Raw genomic sequence first — 14889 nt, 5'->3', positions numbered from 1 at the left:
CCTGCACCGAGGTCGGCCTGTCCCTCGCTCACCCGAGCGGGCGAGCGACAGATCGACCGGTCCGGGCGGGGCGCGGTGGGCGGCCGTAGGCTCCAGGCCGACGCGAGCGGGAGGGCGGATGAGCGACAGGTTCCACCCGGCGCAGCAGTGGCGCCTGCGTGCGCTCGGCGGGATGTTCGGGGTGTTCACGCTCGCCGCCGGGGTCGGTGCCGTCGCGCTCGGTGGTCGGCTCCCACGCACCTCGGGGGCCTGCCCGCGCGCCGCGCGGCCTTCCTCCTCGTGGCCGGCGCTGTGGCCTGCGTGACGCTCGCCCTCGTGGTGTGGGCGGCCACGGTCGCAGCGTCCGAGGCAGTGGACGCCGACGCCGAGCGGGTCCACGTGCCCGACGGCGGGACGCTGGAACCGGGCGCCCGCGAGGTTGCCGTCCTGCTCGACGGTGGAGGATCACGTCCATGAACCAGCCGAACCCCGTCGACCTCCAGCAGACGATCGGCCGGGAGTTCCTCTCGACCGTGCCCCGCTCGGGGTGGGTCACGGGCGTCGTCACCTACCGCCAGGTGGGCAACGCCTTCCAGGCCGAGGCCTCCGCGACCGACGAGGCGGGCCAGCATGTGGGCGGCTCCACGACGATGCCCATGATCAGGGCGTTCCGTGGTCTGCGTGCCGCTCTCGCCCAGCCAGGCAAGGGCGCCTGGTTCACGGCCGTCCTCACCCTGACCCCTGAGGGCCGGATGTCCTTCGACTTCGACTACGACTCCGAGCCCGCGTGGCAGCCCTCCAAGGCCGTGGGGCACTACCTCGAGGAGTGGGAGGAGTTCCCGAGGGCTCCCGAGCACACGCCGGCGTGGCTGGCCGAACGTCTCGAACAGGCTCGCACCGAGCGAGGCTCGTGACGCTCGTCGCCTGTCAGGGGTTCGCGACGAGGGTGGTGGGTGCTTCGAGGGCTTCGATGGGGGTCGAGGTGGCGGTGGTGGTGGCGGTGCCGGTGACGTCGAGCCAGGTGGTGGTGCCGGCGAGGCGGTACTGGCCGGTCCAGGTGGTGGTGAGGGTGATCGTGTAGGTGCCGGGGCGGGTGTAGGTGTGGGTGAGGTCGTGGTCGGGGTAGGGGCTGCCGGGGCTGGTGGTGGTGCGGGGGTCGGTGCCGTCGCCGTAGTCCCAGGTGTAGGAGTCTGCGGTGGCGCGGACCTCGACGGTGTAGCCGAGCAGGTCGGTGGTGAGGTTCTGGACCGGGGCGTCGGCGTAGGTGATGGTCGGGACGTTGATCAGGACGGTGGGGGCTGCCGGTTGGAGGGTCAGGGTCGGCGGGGCCAGCGGTAGGCGGCGGAAGTCCTCGGCGGTGAGGGCGGGCAGGGTGTCTTGGGGGCAGGATGCGCCCGCCGCGTACATCCAGCGGCTCCATGGGCTTGTCGGGGTCGCTCGTTCGCGACGCCAGAGCGTCATCAGTGAGGTCTGCCCGCCGCAGTCGAGGACCTGTGGTTGGGGCACGCGCGCGCAGTCACCGTTCGCGGGGGTCGATGGCTGGCCGCTCTCGATCGCGCACAGTTCTGCCCGTATGTACTCGACCAACCGGACAGCGGGGTCTTGGAGAGAGGCCCGCTGCTCCTCTTCTGCAGCCGCGCGTGCGACGAGGTCGACGGCTCCGTTCCCGGCCTTCCCCCCGGTGGACGGGGACCCGTCATCACCGAGGTTGCTAGCCGCGACTGCAGTCCCAGCCGTGAGCATCAGGGCAACCGTCAGGAAACCGGCGGCAGCCGCCCGCACTCGGATCATCGGAGTCAGGGCGCCTTCTTCGCGACCACATCGACCTCGCGCACGACGAGCCCCGACGCCTCGTTGGTGATGGCGAAGACGACGTCGTAGTCAGACGCCTCAGGTCGTGACTCGACCACCGAGCCGTCGCTCGCGTACTCCGTTGACGGTCCCTCGGTCGCTTCCAGATCTACCGCGAAGAGCGCACCGGGTGTCACCTCACGTCCCACGACGAGGTGGATGGTGATATCCGAGCCGACGTTCGTGTTGCCAGCCGCTACTTGCGTCTCGACCGACGAGACCACCTCCGTGCAGAAGACGCACTCGGGGTGGCTGAGGGCTTTCCACTCGGCGAGGTCGCCGGTGGCATAGACGTAGGGGTAGAGCTCGAGGAAGTAGCGGGCGAGGGCTTCGGCGCCGGCGACGTCTGCCTCGTCCATCGCCGACGGGCGTTCGGGGGCGGCGGGGGCCCCAGTCGTGGGGGTCGGCGTCGGTGTTGCCGCGACCGGCGACGGGGGTGAGGACTCGAGCGTCGTCGGGCCTGCGGTGGTGGTGCAGCCCGCCAGGGCGAGCGCCCCCACCAGTGCCAGTGCGCGCCACGCGCGCCGCCCCCTGCCGTTGTGCATGGCGGTGAACCTACCGTCACCCGGACATTCCGGGCAGGGCGTTCACCCGATCTGTGGACGGCCACCATGGTCGTCCGGCACGGACAGCGGGGAGCCCTTGTGCCGCCCGACGGCACGGGAGCTCCCCGCTCAGGTGCAGCGGCCGTCGACCCCACGACCTCCTGACTCCCCACGCCCCCTGTGGGCGAACTGCCCCGCGGGTCGTACGGGTGCGCCAGGATGTGCCCGACATCGAGGAGGGGCCGTGCAGCCACGACCGCCCGGGGGTTGGTACCCGGACCCGCACCGTCGCGCGCGTCTGCGCTGGTGGGACGGCATCCAGTGGACCCCGTGGGCCTCGGACGGAGCGCGCGTGTGGGACGAGCGGCCGCCCGCGATCGGTCCGCAGCACCTCGACGGGCTGAGGTTCGTGCGAGAGGTGTTCCTCCCCGAGGCCCGACGGCGTGGCGCGCTCGGCCCCGAGGCGCACGGTCTCGAGCGGCTCGCCGACGAGCTCACCCGCGAGGCGGGCGCGCCGCCGTCGTCACCGACCGCAGCCCGGCCCGCCGGGTCGATCTCGGCGCCCGTCGGCTCCGCCGCGGCGCCCGGTGCCGCATCGGGCCTCGAGCCGACAGCTCCTGCGCAGCCGGGTGCCGCTCGTGCCGCCTCTCCGCAGCCGAGTGCCGCGCCGTCCGCCCCCGCCCAGCCGAACGCTGCGCCTGCCGCCCCCACGCAGCTGGGCACGCCGCCGGCCCCCGTGGCGGCGAGCCCAGTCCCGGCCGCGCCCCTCCCGGCTCCGGGCGTCGCAGGGCCATCCGCCGGCTTCCCCGCACGGCCGCCTGCTCAGCCCGGCCCCGTCGCACGCTGGTGGGCGGGAGTCCGCGCGCGCCTGGACCTCGACCTCACGGTGCACGGGCTCGCCTACCTGGGCGTGCTGCTGCTGTTCGTCGGCGTGTTCGGCCTGGTCGCGTTCGCGTTCGGTGACGTCGCCCCGGCGATGCGTCCGGTCGCCGAGCTCGCGGTGGCCGTGGTCCCGTTCGTGGCTGCGCTCGTGCTCGCGCGCAGCGGCGCGCAGTTCGTCGCCCGCGCGATGGTCGCCGTCGGCGGGCTGCTGCTCGCGCTGATGCTGGTCACGTCCGCGGTCGACGGCGCCCCCTTCCCGCCCGACCTGCACGATGCCGCCCTCCCGATCGGCACCGCACTCGGCTGCCTCGCGCTCGCGGGCGCGTACCTGCTGATCGCCCGACGGCGACCCGGGACCGCCCTCGTCGCGGTGGTCGCGCCCGTGCTCTGGCTCGCCGCCGCGATGGCCGCCGTCGGCCTCGCCCGACCCGTGCCGCGCGGCGAGGACGTCGCCGTCCCGGGCGCGGCCCAGGTGGCCGTGCTCGCGCTCGCCGTGCTCGTGACGACAGCCGTCGCGCGCCGTTGGTCGCACACCGTGCCCGACACCGCCGTCCTGCGCCGCCGGCTCGCCGACAGCGCGCTCGCCGCGGCGCTGCCGGGCGTGGTGATCACGACCGTGCTGGGTGTGGTCGCAGGGCTGGTCGAGGGCTGGCCGGGACTGCCGTTCGCCGTGACCGTGCTGGCCCTCGCGCTGGCCGTCCGTGCGTCCGACCGGGTTTCGACGCCCACCGCGGACGTGCTGCTCGTCGTCGCCTGGATGCTGGTCGCGCTCCGGGCGCTGGTCGCGGACGCGGTGACGCCGCTGCTCTCCGGGAGCGACAGCGCCGTCGTCGGCCCCGGTGCGCTCCCGGCGCTCGTGCCCACGGTGCTCGTGGTCGGGGTGGGTCTCGCCCACGCACTGCTCGGACGCCAGGACGCCGTCGGGCGTGCGGTCGTGGCGCGCGTGCTCCTCGTCCTGTCGCTCGTGGCCGTCGCGCTGCTGACCGTCCCGCACCGCTGGTGGGCCGTGGGCGCGCTCGCGCTCACGACGGTGTGGGCCGCATGGCGCCGAGCCGAGCCGGCGGCGGTGCGCGGGCTGGGTGGGGGTCTCGACGTCCTCGCGGCCGCAGCTCCGCTGCTCGCCCTCGCCGCCGTGCCCGGGCTCGACCTGCCGAGCTCGCTGCTCGTGGGTGCGGGCATGGTCCTCGCGGCGACGCCCCTCGCCCGCGGACGGCTGCGTCGCCCGGGCGCCCCGCACCTGTGGGAGTGGTGGTGGGGCGTCGTCGGCGTGCTCATGCTGCTCGGGACGATCGCGGCGACGGCCGCCGGAGAGGCCGGGTCGGGGGAGCTCTGGCCGCGCCTCGCGGTGCCGGGGGCCGTGCTCGTCCTGCTGGCAGCCACGGTCCTCGGGCCGTTGCGTGGCACCTGGACCGTCGCGGCAGCGACGCCCGTGGTGTGGTGGCTCTGGCTGGTCGGGATGATCGCCCTGGACGCCGACGTCGTGGTGCGGGCCGGCGGCCTCGCCGTGCTGGGGCTCGCGGCCGTGCTGCTCGGCCAGCTGCCCGGGCACTCCCACCAGCGGGAGAGCGCCGGCCCGACGCGCGCGGCCCTCGGCGTGGCAGGTCACGTGACCGGCACCGTGGCCGTGCTGGTCGCCGTGGTCCCCACCCCGGACGTGCTCGACGCGCACCTGTTCGGCGAGCCCGCGATCCTCCTCGCCCTCACCGCCGCCGCGCTGCTCGGGACGGCCGGCTGGCTGGCCACCGCGCTGGTGGGCGACCGGCGCGGGTCGCCCACCACACGCGCGATCGACGCGCTGGGCGCGGCCGGTCGTCACGGCCCCTGGGCGCTCGCGCTCGTCGGCGCCGTCGCCTCGACGGTGCTCGTGCTGCACGTCACCGGGGCGCTGTCGCTCGACCACGCGTGGCGTGCCGCGCCGGTCCTGGGCGCGGGTCTCGTGCTCGCAGGCCTCACGCGCGTGCTGCGCGCGGGCCGGGTGCTCCCGCTGCTGCCGTGGTTCGCGTTCGCGCTCGTGCTGGTCGGCGTGGGCATGGCGACCGAGGGTTGGCCGGCCGTGGCGACCCTCGCGGCCGTCGTGGTGCACGCGCCGCTCGTGCGGCGGCGGCCCGCGGTGCCGGTGTGGACGGCCTGGCTCGCGGTCACGCCGCTGGTCGCGGTCGTGGCCGACCAGCTCGTCGACGACGGCGTGCCGCGCCTGCTGCTCACCGCGTCCGCACTCGTGGCCGTGGGAGGCGTGCTCGCGGCCGGGGCGCTGCTCGCCGACCGCGCGCGGCCGCGTGACCCGCGTTGGCTGCCCCGACGCCGGTCGGCGCTCCCGCCCGCCGTGCTCGGCGCCGCCCAGGTCGCGCTCGGGGTGCTCGTGGCCCTCGGCGGGCTCTCGTCGTGGGATGCGGGCGTCGTGGTCGCGGGCGCGGCCGTGGCGGTGGGTGCGCTCGCCGCGCTCACCGGGGTGGGCGTGCTCGGTGCCGGTGCGGTGCTGCTCGGCTGGATCGCCGTGCTCGGCCTCCTCGGCGACGACCACCCGGGTGCGTGGGCGCACGTGGGGACGGCGCTCGCGATGGCGGCCGTGGCGCAGGGCCTCGCCGCCGACGGGCCGCCCCGGGTGCGATGGGCACGGTGGGACGTGCCCCTCGCGATCGGCGCCGCATGGCCCGCGATCGTCGCCGTGCTCGTCGCCGAGCCCGACGAGCGCATCCCGGTGCGCCTGGTCGTCGGCGCGGCGGTGGTCGTCGCCGCCGTGAGCGTGCGACGGCGGCGCGTGCTCAGTGAGGTGCTCGGCTGGGTGGGCACGTTGCTCGTGCTGAGCGCGACCACCGAGGCCGGCGCGTGGTGGACGGTGCTCACCTTCGCAGTGCTGTCGGCCGCGCACACCGCCCTCGCACTGGTCCGTGAGGTCGGCCCGGCGCGGCGCATGCGGCAGTGGGTCGGCGCGCTCGCCGCCGCCGTGGCCTGGCTCCTGGTGCCGGTGGCCGCCGGCTGGACGCCGCAGCGCGGTTCCGAGGCGACGGCCGTCGCCGGCGCCGCGGCACTGCTCGCCCTCGTGGGTGTGGTCCGCGCGCTCGGTCGCGGTCGCTCGTGGCTGAGCGTGTGGGGCGTGGTCGCGGCCGCGCTGTCGCTCGGCGCGACCGCCGGCCTCGTGCTCACCCCGGGCTCGTTCGGCGCCGTGTGGCGTGGCCTCGACATGACACCGCCGTCCCTCTCCGTCGCAGACACGCTCACCACGTGGTGGCACACGGCAGCGTGGGTGCTCCTGACCGTGGCCACGGGGTTGCTCGTCGGTGCGACGCGTCGGCCGTGGTGGCGTGAGGTCGCGGCCGCGACGGCGACGTTCGGCCTGCTGGTCGGCCTCGGCGCCGCGGGCGTCCCGGCTGACGGGAAGGTCCTCACCCTGGTCGCGGTGAGCTGTGCCGCCGCGGTGGCTGTGGTGCTGCGACGTCGGGTCCGAGTGGGCCGGTCGAACGAGCGGGACGAGCCAGACGGACCTCGGCAGCAGGACGGGGTCGGCCCGGTGGAGCAGGTCGGCATCGCGCCCAGCCGGCTCCGGCCCGGATGGGCACGCGCCGGCTCGGTGCTCGGGCTCGCGACGGCGCTGCTCGCGGCCCTGCACCTGCCCGCGGCCGACGACCACGGCTCAGCCGCCCTCGTCGCCGCGGTGCTCGCGACGTTCGCCGTCCAGGCCGCGGCCCTCGGTGTGGCGTGGAGCGTGCTCGGGCTGCGACTCGCGTCGCCCGTGGTCGCCTGGGGCGCCTGGGCGGTCTACGCGGCGCAGGGCCTCGCGAGCAGCCCGGTGTGGTTCACCGTGCCCGTCGGGCTCGCCCTGCTCGTCGTGGTCGCCGTGTGGCGCGCGGACCGTCGCGCCCGCAGCCTGCCGGTGGCGGACCGGGGCGTCGTCGGGCTCGAGCTCGCCGGGATCGCGTTCCTCGTCGTCTCCTCGTTCATCGCGGCGTTCACCGTCTCGGTGCTGCACGCGCTGGTCGCCGCAGGCATCGGCGTGGTGGTCGCGCTGTGGGGCGTCGCGACGCGTGTCCGACGGCGTCTGCTCGCGGGGGCGGGCGTCACGCTCGCCGGGGTCGCGCTCGCGGTGGTGGTGCCGCTCGCCGCGCTGCTCCCCGCGGCCGGGCAGGTGGGGACCTGGGTGCTGGTCGCTGTGCTCGGCCTCGTGGTGGTGCTCGCGGCGACGTTCCTCGAGCGCGGACGCACGACCGTCCGCCAGGGCCGCGCCCGCCTGGTCGAGGCCACCCAGGGCTGGGAGTAGTCAGCGCAGGGTCGTCTGCCCCGGCACCGGGACCGTGGGCTCGTCGTCGTCGGCCGCGTCCGCGGGAGCTGCGCGCAGGTAGGTGCGCGAGAGCGACCGGTACACGGGCGTGCGGAGCGCGATCAGCGCGGCCGCCACCATGAGCAGCCCGCTGACCAGGAAGATCAGCGCGATGCCGCGCGTCTCGCCCTCGCCGAGCCACGGGGCCAGCGCCGCACGGCCCGCCTCGGTGCGCGACCACGGCAGGATCCACACCTCGGCGATCGGGGCGACCACGAACGCCGTCAGGGGCGCGGCCGCGGTCTCGAACGCCATCGCGAAGCCGAACACCCGGCCCTGGCGCTCGAGCGGCACCACGCGTTGGATCACCGTCTGCTCGGCCGCCTCGACGGCGGGCACCAGGCACAGGTACAGCCAGATGCCGACGGCGTACAGCACCCACCACTCGCGGATCGTGAACGTCGCGCCCAGCAGCCCCATCGCGACGATCACCAGCAGCATCGTGCGCATCGGATTGCGCCCCAGCCCGAACCTCGCGATCGCGAGCCCACCCACGATGAACCCCGTCGCCGCGACGCCGAACACGAGCCCCCACGCCTCGACCGAGAACATCTCGAGGCCGTACGGGTCCATGAGGGCCATGTAGACCCCACCGATGAGGTTGTTGAACGTCGAGAACACGATGAGCGCGAACAGCCCTCGAGCCGCGCGGATCACCACGATCGAGCCGCGCAGGTCGATCGACGCACGCACCCCCTCGGCCGGGGCCGCGGCCACGCGGTCCTCGGGGTAGCGCAGCCCGAGCAGGTGCAGGAGCGACACCGTCGTGAGCGCGAGCGCCACCACGATCGTCCAGCCCATGCCCAGCAGCCCCACCGACAGCCCGCTGAACACGCTCGTCACGATGAACGCGACCCCCTGCACGGTGCCCACCAGGCCGTTCGCGTTCGCGCGCCGCTCGTCGGGCACCAGGATCGTCACCGTGGTGGACAGCGCGATGTTGCGCATGTGCTCCACCACGGCGCCCGCGAGGATGATCGCGGTGAACAGCCAGAACCATGGCGCGCCCAGGTCCAGCAGCGTCACGCGCGGCAGCAACCAGAACACCGCGCCCGCCACGGCGAACGCGAGCAGCGTGAGCGCCGTCGACACCCGCATCACCGCGAGCTTGCGGTGGTGGTCCACGAACGCGCCGAAGAACACGCTGCTGAACGACACGAACAGCATGTAGCCGCCGCCGATCAGCCCCGTGGCGAGCACGGACCGCGTCTCGAGGTAGACCCAGAACGTCAGCGCCCACCACAGGTAGTTGGTCGTGATGTTCGCGACGGCCGTGTTGACCAGCAGGTGGCCGAACGTCCGCATCGCGGCGGCGGCGGGTGGGTCGAGGCCCTCAGGCAGGTCGGTGCGCTCGGTCATGCGTGGATGGACCGGCCGGGTACCGAGAAGTCATCGGGGCGCGACGCAGCGCCGACGCGACCGTGCCCGCCGTCCGAGAACGTTCACCCGACGTTCGAGGGGCGGCTGCCGCGAGGTCACGACGCTCCTCAAGGGTCGTCGTACGTCAGCCAACGACGATCGAGGAGCCCCCTTCCCCATGCGTACGCACCTGCGCGCCCTCACCGCGGTCACGACGGTCACGGCCGTCGCCGCCCTCGCGGCCTGTTCCGCCGAGACCACCGACGACGCCGCGGAGCCCAGCCAGGACTCCGCCGCAGCGACCATCGAGGGCCCGGTCATCAGCTACAACTCGCCCACCGAGTGGGCCAACTGGGGCGCCGTCCTCGAGGCCTTCACCGCCGAGACAGGCATCGAGGCGCCCAGCGACCCGAAGAACTCCGGTCAGAGCATCGCGGCCCTCGAGGCCGAGGCCGCCGCGCCCGTCGCAGACACCGCGTACTACGGGGTCGTCTTCGGTTACCAGGCCTCGGACAAGGGCCTGGTCCAGGCCTACGAGCCCGAGGGCGTGGACGAGGTGCCCGACGCGCTCAAGGACCCGGACGGCGAGTGGTTCGCGGTGCACCAGGGGGCGATCGCGTTCCTCGTGAACACCGACGAGCTCGGTGACCTGCCCGTGCCGACCACGTGGGAGGACCTCACCGACCCGATGTACGAGGGCATGGTCGGCTACCTCGACCCGACCCAGGCCGCCGTCGGCTACTCGGTGCTCACGGCCGCGAACCTCGCGCTCGGTGGGGACCTGGACGACTTCGGCCCGGGGCTCGAGTGGGCCGCGAAGATGAAGGCGAACGGAGTGGTCAACCCCGTGCAGACCGCGACGGCGTCCGTGCAGCAGGGCGAGATCCCGATCCTCATCGACGCGGACTTCAACGGCCACACCCTCACGGCCGCGGGCGACCCGATCGAGGTCGTCTACCCCGAGGACGGCTCGCTCGCGATCCCGTACGTGATGAGCCTGGTGGCCGACGCCCCGCACGAGGAGGCCGGCAAGGCGTTCCTCGACTACGTGCTGAGCGACGAGGCCCAGGCGCTGTTCGCCGAGAGCTACCTCAAGCCGATCCGCGACGTCGAGGTGGACCCGCAGATCGCCGAGGTGTTCCCGGACGACTACGACTCGCTCGTCGCGACGCCCGACTTCGCGCAGATGCAGCAGGTCCAGGAGGACGTCATGGCGCGGTACCAGGCCGAGATCCTCGGATGACCTCGGCAGGTCCGCGTGCCGGGCGCCGCCTCCCCCGGGCGGCGGCGCTCGGCGCACCCCTGGGCGCCCTGCTGCTCGTGGTGCTCGTGTGGCCGCTGGTCACGATGGCGCTGCGCAGCGTGTCCGCGCCCGACGGCGGCGTGCACCTGGGCCGCTACGTCGAGGTGCTGACGAGCGGTCGTTACGCGGAGTCGCTCGTGTTCACCGCGGTGCTCGCCCTCGCCTCGACCGTGCTCGCGCTGGTCATCTGCGTGCCCGCGGGCCTGTACCTCGAGCGCGACCGGACGCGCACGGGCCGCGGGCTCGCGGTCGCGATGACGGTGCCGCTGTCGCTGCCGGGCATCGTGATCGGGTTCTTCATCATCCTCACGGTGGGCAACACGGGCGTGGTGCCCACCCTCACCGAGGCCGTGACGGGTGAGCGCATGCTCCAGATCTCCTACACGTGGGCCGGACTCCTGCTCGGCTACCTGTACTTCCAGATCCCGCGCGTGGTGCTCGTGGTGCGCGGCGCCGCCGGCGCGGTGCGGCCCGAGGCCGTGGACGTCGCACGCTCGCTCGGCGCCTCGACCGCGACCGTCTACCGGCGCGTCGTCCTGCCCGCGCTGCGTCCGGCGATCGCGAGCTCGGCCGCGCTCGCGCTCGCGACGGCGTTCGGCGCGTTCGGCACGGCCGCGACGCTCAGCCGCGGCATCCGCGTGGTGCCGCTCGAGGTCGCGTCGGCGTTCACGGACGCGTTCCAGCCCGAGCTCGCGGCGACGCTGTCGGTGCTGCTCGCGGTGCTCACGACGGTGATCCTCGTGGGGGTCGGCCGCCTCGGCGAGGCCCGGGTGCAGGGGAGGCCGGCATGACGGCGGGCCCCGGCGCACCCGCGGCGGCTCGCGACAGCGCACCGTCGCTGCCCGACGACGTCGTCCGCGCGCCCGCACCCACCTCACCCACCCGACCGTCCGCACGCCGTCGTCGTCGGCCCGAGCAGGTGCCGCTCGACGGCGTGACGCGCGTGGGCCGGGCGTTCGCGATCGGGGCGGCCGTGCTGACGCTGGTGCCGATCCCGCTGGTGCTGCTCGTGGCGCTCAGCGCGAGCTGGCGCGAGGGCCCGTTCGCGGGCCTCACCACGCAGTGGCTCGTCGAGGCGTGGACGCGTGTGCAGGGCAACCTCGGCGTGAGCGTGCGGGTCGCGGTGCTCGTGCTGGTGCTGGACCTGCTCATCGGCTTCCCGGCGGCGTGGCTCATCGCGCGGCACCGGTTCCCGGGGCGGCGCCTGCTCCAGGCCGTCAGCACCGTGCCCATCGCGGTGCCCGGCATCGCGATCGGCCTGGGCCTGATCCTCGCCTACCCCACGCTGCGGCCCTCGGGCGTGCTGATGGTCGCGGGCCACGTGCTCTACACCCTGCCGTTCCTGCTCGGCGCGCTCACGCCGGCGCTCGGCGACCCGGCCGTGCGCGTGCAGGAGTCCGTCGCGGCCACGCTCGGCGCCGGTCCGGTGCGGCGCCTGCTCACCGTGACCCTGCCCGGGGTCCGCGGTGCGCTGCTGGCCGCGACCCTCATGGTCCTCACCCTGTCCTTCGGAGAGTTCAACGTGGCGTTCTTCCTGTTCACGCCGACGCAGCAGCCGCTGCCGGTGGTCCTGTACGACGGCTACCTCACGGGCCGGCTCGAGGCCGCGGCCGCCGCGACCGTCCTGTTCCTCGCGTGCGTGGTGCCCGCGGCCCTCGCGCTCGAGCGCCTCGGCGGGGCGAAGGTGGGGCAGGCATGACGCTCCTCGACGAGGCCCAGCGCCGCACGGCGCCGTCGGCCGAGCCCCCAGTGACCGGCCCCGACGCCGCCCACCTCGTGTGCAGCGGGCTGCGGTTCCGCTACCCGGGCGCCGCCGACGACGCGCTGCGTGGCATCGACGTGGACGCGGCCCCGGGCACCATCACCGCGCTCGTGGGGCCCTCGGGCTGCGGCAAGACGACCCTGCTCAAGCTCGTGGGCGGGCTGCTGCGGCCCACGGCCGGGCAGATCGCCGTCGACGGCGCCGACACCACGGACCTGCCCCTGACCCGGCGCAAAGTGGGCTGGGTGCCGCAGCAGTACGCGCTGTTCGAGCACCTCGACGTGACGGGCAACGTGGCCTTCGGCCTGCGGGCGCAGAAGGTGCCGGCGGCCGAGCGAGCCGAGCGCGTGGGTCGGATGCTCGAGCTGTGCCGCATCTCCGAGCTCGCGCGGCGCCCCGTCGCCGACCTCTCGGGCGGGCAGCGTCAGCGCGTCGCGATCGCCCGGGCGCTCGCGCCGTTCCCGCGCATCCTGCTGCTCGACGAGCCGCTCGCGGCGCTCGACCCGCAGCTGCGCGTCCAGCTGCGCTCGGAGCTCGCGGCCCTGATCCGCGAGGCGGGGGTGACGACGCTGCTCGTGACGCACGACCAGGAGGAGGCGCTCGCGGTCGCCGACCAGCTGGTGCTGCTGCGTGACGGCGGCGTGGTCCAGGCCGGCCCGTCGGCGCGCCTGTGGGAGCAGCCGGCCGACGCGTGGGCCGCGGGCTTCCTCGGTCATGCCGTGACGGTCCCGGGGGTGGTGGTGCCCGACGGCGGCGCGCGGCTCGCACCCGGGCTCGTGGTGGGGCTGCGCACCCCCGCGGACGACGGCGCGCGTGCCACTGCCGGGGACGAGGTGCTGGTCGCACTGCGCAGCGGTGACCTGCACGCGGACGCGGCAGGTGACGCGCCGTCGGGCGAGGTCGTCGCCGCGGCGCGCGAGGGCGCCGCGGGGCGGGTCGAGACCGTGGAGTTCGCGGGTGAGCGCTACCGGCTGCAGGTGCGGCTCGAGGCAGGGCCCGCGGTGCCCGCCCACGCGCTCGCGCCGCTGACGGTGGGGCAGCGGGTCACGGTGGCGGCCGTGGCGGGGCGGAGCGTGGCGGTGGTCGGGCGATGAGCGCGCGGCTCACGGTGCTCGGGGCCTCGGCGTGCGCGCCGACGTCGCTCGGTGCCGCGGTGGGGTACCTGCTCGAGCACGACGGCGGCGCGACGCTCGTCGACTGCGGCCCGGGGGTGGTGGCCGAGCTCGCGTCGCGCGACCTGCTGGGCCGCCTGACGGGCGTGGTGATCTCGCACGAGCACGCCGACCACAGCGCGGACCTGGTGGCGCTCGGCTACCGGCGGGGGTTCCCCGAGCGGCTCCCCGCGCTGCCCCTGTGGGCGCCCACGGGGTTCGGCCGCAAGCTCGAGGGCCTCGACGCGGTGTACGGCATCCCGACGCTGCCCGATCTCGCGCACCCGTTCACGGGGGGCTACGCGCTCACCGAGGTCGAGCCGGGAGCGACGGTGGTGGTGGACGGGACGACGCTCGCGACCACGCGGGCCGTGCACCCCGTGCCCACCCTGACCATGCGGTTCCCGGACCTCGGCCTCGCCTACACGGCGGACACCGGGATGTCCGCCGAGCTGGTCGAGGCGTGCCGCGGGGCGCAGGTGCTGCTCGCCGAGGCGACCTACCGCGACGCCGCGGGGATCGACGTGAGCGAGCACGGCCACCTCACGGGTCGCACGGTGGGCGAGCTCGCGGCCGAGGCCGGCGTCGGGCGGCTGGTCGTCACGCACCTCGCCGATCCCGACGACGGCCCGGAGATCCTCGCGGAGGCCCGGCGCGCGTTCGCGGGCCCGGTCGAGCTCGCCGTGCCGGGCATGGTGGTCGAGCTCGACGCCTGATCCGGAGGCCGAGCCGGCCGGGGGGCTCTCGGCGCCTCGACGATCACGGCGAGGAGGCCCAGGAGCAGGTCGAGCACGTCTCCCCTAGCGCGTCGAGGCGTGCGGGTCGACGGGCGTCGCCGTGCCGGTCACCATGATCCCGCCGGTCGCGGGCACGTCGACGGCGAGCAGGCTCGGCCGCCCGACGTGGCGGCCCTGGTGGACGAGCACACGCACGGGCGGTTCGACGAGCCCGAGCTCACGCAGGTACCCGCCCAGGGCCGCGGCCGCCGAGCCGGTGGCCGGGTCCTCGTCGAGCGTGCCCACCGGGAACGGGTTGCGGGCCTCGAAGGTCCCCGCGTCGCGCGGATGGGCGATCGTCACGGTCGCCGCCCAGCCCTGCGTGTCCATGAACGCGCGCAGCTCGGCCGGGTCGAACCGCACGCCGTCGAGCGCCGCGACGTCCGCGACCACCAGCACCGGGTGCACGTTGCCCGCGTACGCCGCGCGCGGCGGGTACGCGGGGTGCAGCTGCTCGGGCGCCAGCCCGACGACGTCCAGCAGCCGTGCGAGCACGTGGTCGGGCAGCAGCTCCACGCGGGGCTCGGCGCTCGTGAACGAGGCCGTCACCACGCCGTCGTCGGCGCGTGCGGTACGAACCTCGAAGGGGCCGGCCGGGGTCTCGAAGACCGTGGTGCCCACGCCGTCGCGCCAGGCGAGGGCGACGGCGGTCGCGATCGTCGCGTGACCGCAGAACGGCACCTCGGCGGACGGCGAGAAGTACCGCAGGCCCGCGCGCACGCCGTCGGGCCCGGGTGCGGGCGGGCGCACCACGAACGCGGTCTCGGCGTAGCCCACCCGGGTGGCGATCCGCTGCATCTGCGCGTCGGTGAGGTCGCTCGCGTCGAGCACCACCCCCGCGGGGTTGCCGCCCGACGGGCCGGCGGCGAACGCGGTCAGGCGCAGGACGCTCGTGCTCACGCCGCGAGCGTAGCCGGGGCCTTACGCCGTTCGTGTCGGTTCGTCCCCGGGTCCTGGTGTCGCGCC

12 protein-coding genes are annotated in these 14889 nt (G+C 75.1%); 8 read left to right on the top strand and 4 right to left on the bottom strand.

Annotated elements, in window-relative coordinates; genetic code table 11:
• Positions 1-118: 118 nt before the first annotated feature.
• The gene (locus GXB85_RS08665) at positions 119-304 is read left to right on the top strand and encodes a hypothetical protein (protein WP_161917248.1); all 186 of its coding nucleotides are present in this window, start codon (positions 119-121) and stop codon (positions 302-304) included.
• Between the two features lie 148 nt (positions 305-452).
• Positions 453-893: a hypothetical protein gene (locus GXB85_RS08660; protein WP_161917247.1), complete on the top strand. Its 441-nt coding sequence runs from the start codon at positions 453-455 to the stop codon at positions 891-893.
• A gap of 13 nt (positions 894-906) precedes the next feature.
• Here the strand turns inward: GXB85_RS08660 and GXB85_RS08655 are convergent, their stop codons facing one another.
• Entirely contained in the window at positions 907-1386 is a 480-nt protein-coding gene (locus GXB85_RS08655) for a PKD domain-containing protein (protein ID WP_161917246.1), read from the bottom strand.
• 389 nt (positions 1387-1775) lie between these two features.
• On the bottom strand, positions 1776-2375 hold the full coding sequence (locus GXB85_RS08650; protein WP_161917245.1) for a DUF6318 family protein: 600 nt from the start codon (positions 2373-2375) through the stop codon (positions 1776-1778).
• 244 nt (positions 2376-2619) lie between these two features.
• Here GXB85_RS08650 and GXB85_RS08645 point away from each other — a divergent pair, with 244 nt between their 5' ends.
• Positions 2620-7512, top strand: a complete 4893-nt coding sequence (locus GXB85_RS08645; RefSeq protein ID WP_161917244.1) for a DUF2510 domain-containing protein — start codon at positions 2620-2622, stop codon at positions 7510-7512.
• Here GXB85_RS08645 and GXB85_RS08640 read toward each other — a convergent pair whose 3' ends face one another.
• Entirely contained in the window at positions 7513-8931 is a 1419-nt protein-coding gene (locus GXB85_RS08640; RefSeq protein ID WP_304515671.1) for an MFS transporter, read from the bottom strand. It abuts the gene before it with no gap.
• 178 nt (positions 8932-9109) lie between these two features.
• Here GXB85_RS08640 and GXB85_RS08635 point away from each other — a divergent pair, with 178 nt between their 5' ends.
• Genes GXB85_RS08635 through GXB85_RS08615 form a run of 5 tightly spaced genes read left to right on the top strand, consistent with a single transcriptional unit; the run spans position 9110 to position 13863 of the window.
• Positions 9110-10174, top strand: coding sequence for an extracellular solute-binding protein (locus GXB85_RS08635; protein WP_161917243.1), 1065 nt, complete (start codon positions 9110-9112; stop codon positions 10172-10174).
• Positions 10171-11025 carry an ABC transporter permease gene (locus GXB85_RS08630; protein WP_161917242.1) on the top strand — a complete coding sequence of 285 codons (855 nt, stop codon included), beginning with the start codon at positions 10171-10173 and terminating at the stop codon, positions 11023-11025. Before GXB85_RS08635 ends, GXB85_RS08630 begins: the two co-directional genes overlap by 4 nt.
• On the top strand, positions 11022-11933 hold the full coding sequence (locus GXB85_RS08625) for an ABC transporter permease (protein WP_161917241.1): 912 nt from the start codon (positions 11022-11024) through the stop codon (positions 11931-11933). Before GXB85_RS08630 ends, GXB85_RS08625 begins: the two co-directional genes overlap by 4 nt.
• Complete coding sequence (locus tag GXB85_RS08620; protein ID WP_161917240.1) at positions 11930-13090, top strand: ABC transporter ATP-binding protein; 1161 nt, start codon at positions 11930-11932, stop codon at positions 13088-13090. The genes GXB85_RS08625 and GXB85_RS08620 overlap by 4 nt, the downstream gene beginning before the upstream one ends.
• Positions 13087-13863, top strand: coding sequence for an MBL fold metallo-hydrolase (locus GXB85_RS08615; protein ID WP_161917239.1), 777 nt, complete (start codon positions 13087-13089; stop codon positions 13861-13863). Before GXB85_RS08620 ends, GXB85_RS08615 begins: the two co-directional genes overlap by 4 nt.
• Before the next feature lie 84 nt (positions 13864-13947).
• Here GXB85_RS08615 and GXB85_RS08610 read toward each other — a convergent pair whose 3' ends face one another.
• A complete protein-coding gene (locus GXB85_RS08610) occupies positions 13948-14823 on the bottom strand; it encodes a PhzF family phenazine biosynthesis protein (protein ID WP_161917238.1) in 876 nt (291 codons plus the stop codon).
• Between the last annotated feature and the right edge of the window lie 66 nt (positions 14824-14889).

The sequence above is a fragment of the Cellulomonas sp. APG4 genome, assembly GCF_009996735.1.
GTDB lineage: Bacteria > Actinomycetota > Actinomycetes > Actinomycetales > Cellulomonadaceae > Actinotalea.
This window is presented reverse-complemented; position numbering and strand designations above follow the sequence as displayed.